This window comes from Bradyrhizobium sp. Kon10 (assembly GCF_055807395.1).
The window spans coordinates 1-262 of sequence record NZ_JBVVOZ010000259.1 but is presented as its reverse complement, the minus strand read 5'-3'; the positions used below and the strand labels follow the sequence as shown (position 1 = coordinate 262).

The window sequence follows — 262 nt, the reverse complement described above, 5'->3', positions numbered from 1 at the left end:
TGTCGATCGGCGCGACCTCGGCCGCGGCCGCCGCCATCAGGCAGAGATCGCGCGCCAGGCGATAAGGGCTGTGGAACACGCCGCCCGACGCCTTTTCAGTAGCGCCGAGCGAGGCCGAGAGATCCTCCGCGCCCCACATCAGGCCCGCGAGGCGAGGGGAGCAGCCCTTGTAGCTGCCGAGCCCGAAGATCGATCCTGCGGTTTCCGTCGCGACGCAGACGATGCGCGTTGAGCCGATGGCGACGCCAGCCGCAGCTTCCAA

General features: G+C 69.5%; 1 pseudogene. It reads right to left on the bottom strand.

Features of this window, described 5'->3' with window-relative positions:
* A pseudogene (locus AC0L2O_RS36935) lies at positions 1 to 262 on the bottom strand (CoA ester lyase); the annotation flags it as partial.